Genomic DNA, 3,255 nt, shown 5'->3' with positions numbered 1-3,255 from the left:
GCAAGTGCTGGTTTTGGCAATACAAATGAAAATGAAAATTTTCAAATTATCAACGTAGATAAAACTTTTTTAACTGAAGTTTTAGGAGTGCCTTATAAAACTCAATATGATATGATTAAAATTTATGGTGAAAGTATGGAACCTTTTATACAAAATGGCTCTTTCATCATCATAGACACCACTAGAAATTCACTCGATAAAATAAGAAATGGCGATGTGGTGATTTTTCGCAATAACGATAATGAACTTTTTTGCAAACGCATTCTTAAAAATGCTTTTGATGATGATGTAGTTATTAGCAGCGATAATTTTAATTTTGGAGATAAAAAAGTAAAGAAGAGTGCTTTAAAAGATTATGTATTTATAGGCGCGGTAATTTGCTCTTGTAATGCAAGGATATTTTTAAATCAAATTGAAAAAGTGTAAATGTTTTATTGGTATCGTGCAGAGTTCTATTCTATTTTACTAATATAATATCAAAAATAGCTCCATTCATATTAATCACAAGTCTTTTATTAAAAAAAATCATAAAAATATACCAAACAATAGGTTTGATAACCTTAGAATAAAATAATTGTTAATTTAAAAATTATTTTATTCTAATTATAAACAATTTTTATGCTTATATTAACTATTAATGTTTTATAATAACGCATAAGGAAAATATCATGTTAAGAAAAATAGAAATATCGGGCTTGTATTCTTTTGGAAAAGAAACGCAAATTATTAATTTCACAGCTCAACCAAAAAGCAAATTAAAAAATACAAAATATGAATATAATTTTAATTTGTCGCAATTTGGAAAACCTATGAAATCGGCAGTATTTTTTGGAAAGAATACTAGTGGAAAAACAAATTTTTTCATAGGTGTCAAAATTTTATTAAATATAATCAAATATGGTTTTTCTCATACCTTAAGAGAGCATTTAGCAAACAATGCTTTTAATGAAAACTCAAATTCTATAAAATTAAAGATCGAACTGTCTGATAATAATAAAAATATTTTCGCTTATTTTATAGAATTTAATAAAGAATATGTTCTAAAAGAAACTTTTTCAAGAAATAATAAAACTATATACAATTTTGAAGATGAGAAAGCTACTTTTAATATTTATAGCGAAAAAGATAATAATAAACAGCTAGGGATATTCTTTTCAAGAAAGCTTAGCGAAAATATTTTTTATTTCTTAAAAGATTTCGACATAGAACAAAAAGAAGAGTTCATAAGTCTTATAAACAATATTGAAGTTTATATGAATAGTAACTATTCAAAAAAATATAATTTTGAATTTGAAGAAAACAAAAAGAAATATTTTTTAGAACACAAAGAAAGCATTTTGGAGCTTTTTCAATTACTGGATAAAACTGTAGAAGATTTTGAGTTTAAAAAACATGAAAAGGATGAAAAAAATACATATGAAATCTTTTTTGTTCGTAATGGAAAGAAATTTAATTACCAAATAGAATCAGAAGGTATTAAGAAGATAGTATGTTTTGCGGATAAAATAACTCAAATTATTGAGGAGGGAAAAATTGTTTTTATTGACGAACTTGATTCTTCGATAAGTACTTTAGCTTTAATACTTATGTTTAATAATCTTATCAATACAGAAGAAAATCATAATGGTCAATTAATCGTTTCATCTCATAATGTTTTGTTATTTGATGTAAGTTTTTTAAATTCTCAACAAATATTTTTAATTCAAAAAGATCGACACCTAGAAAGCAAAATAAGAACTTATTATGAGTACGATATTAGAAGCGAAAAGAAAAAAGCATATATTGATTATTTGAAAGGGCTTTATGACGAATAAAAAAACAAGGCCTAATATAAAAATTTGGTGCGAAGGTAAAACAGAAAAAGACTATTTTGATTCACTCCTCAAATATTTAAGGAGTGAAAATATTCAAATCGACATACAAAATTTAAAAAACAACAGTTCATATAAAAAAATACTAATTAGCATAAAAAGAGAACCTTATAAAGATAAACTTATTATCATAATAGATTTAGATAGAGCAAAAAAAGATAATAATGAATTAAAAAATTTAAAAAAACTTATAAATCATATTAAAAATTCAAAAGACGAAATACATTTGTTTCTTACTCTTGATAATTTTGAAGATTGGCTCAGATTTCATTTTATAGATAAAACTGAAAATAGTAAGGCAAGTTTTTATAAAAAATTAGGATATAAGGATACTAAAGATTTTAAATCAAATACTAAAAATTTATATTGTCAAATTTTAAGAAAAAATGGAAATATAGAAAATGCTGAAAAATATTTTAGTAAGATTGAAATTTTTTGCGATAAGCAATGCAATATTAATGAAGATTCATTAAATAATAAAATTCAAAGCAATTTATATTATTTTAGAGAAATAATAGAGAAATATAATAATTTCGAAATAGAAAATAAATTATTAGAATTAATTAAGCAAAACGGTAATATTGTTAGTGAAAGTGATTTTTTAATGCTAGAGCAAAGACTTAATATAGACGATAATGCGTTAGAAATTTGTTTTAAGCAATTAATAGAACAAAATAAAATTATACCTGTTTGGGTTAATCCAAGCACTAATTTATGTGTTAGCGAAAAAGATTTTGAACATTATGAAATTGGTTATAGTGTTATTTAAGTGCAATAATTGGGAGAATTTGCTATAAAAAAACTTATAATATTACCTCTATTAGCAACTCTAGCTTTTGCTGATTATACGCAATATAAACCAAGCGAAGAGTTTGCTAATTATTTTACGACACAAAATTGCTCACAAGTTTTGGATAAATTCTATTATTTAAATTGTTATGATTATAATTACAAAGGCACTAAAGCGGTAGCTTATAAAGTTGAAGCTTCAAATTTAAAAGGCAAACAAATTAAAAAACGTCCTCGTTTTGAAGATGATACTAATATTCCTAAAAAATACCGCACCACTTGGAGCGATTATAAAAATAGTGGTTACGATAGAGGACATACTCTTTCTAATGCTTCAATGAGAAAAACCACTCAAGCACAAAGAAGCACTTTTTTAATGAGCAATATCACTCCACAAAATCCACAAATCAATCAAAGAGTTTGGAATAAGATTGAAAAAAGAGAAAGACAACTAGCTTTAAAACTCGGAAGTTTAGAAGTTTTAAATTTAATCAATTATGACAATAATCCACAAAGAATAAAAAATAATATAGCTATTCCAAGCTCTTATGTTAAGATCTTAAAAGGCAATAATTTTAAAGAATGTTATCAAGTG

4 protein-coding genes are annotated in these 3,255 nt (G+C 24.2%); all 4 read left to right on the top strand.

Features of this window, described 5'->3' with window-relative positions; genetic code table 11:
* On the top strand, positions 1–426 hold a 426-nt coding region (locus CQA69_RS08750), incomplete at its 5' end, for a S24 family peptidase (protein ID WP_171000380.1).
* A 242-nt stretch (positions 427–668) separates the two neighbouring features.
* Positions 669–1,814 (top strand): AAA family ATPase, encoded by a 1,146-nt coding sequence (locus tag CQA69_RS08745; RefSeq protein WP_137621390.1) that lies wholly within the window; start codon positions 669–671, stop codon positions 1,812–1,814.
* Complete coding sequence (locus CQA69_RS08740; protein WP_171000378.1) at positions 1,804–2,640, top strand: RloB domain-containing protein; 837 nt, start codon at positions 1,804–1,806, stop codon at positions 2,638–2,640. Before CQA69_RS08745 ends, CQA69_RS08740 begins: the two co-directional genes overlap by 11 nt.
* Before the next feature lie 24 nt (positions 2,641–2,664).
* Positions 2,665–3,255: DNA/RNA non-specific endonuclease (locus CQA69_RS08730; RefSeq protein WP_137621391.1), on the top strand; the 591-nt coding region annotated here is incomplete at its 3' end.

This window comes from Campylobacter estrildidarum (genome assembly GCF_005406205.1).
GTDB classification, from domain to species: Bacteria; Campylobacterota; Campylobacteria; order Campylobacterales; family Campylobacteraceae; genus Campylobacter_D; species Campylobacter_D estrildidarum.
The sequence above is the reverse complement of the archived record's forward strand: the minus strand, read 5'-3'. Positions and strand labels throughout refer to the sequence as shown.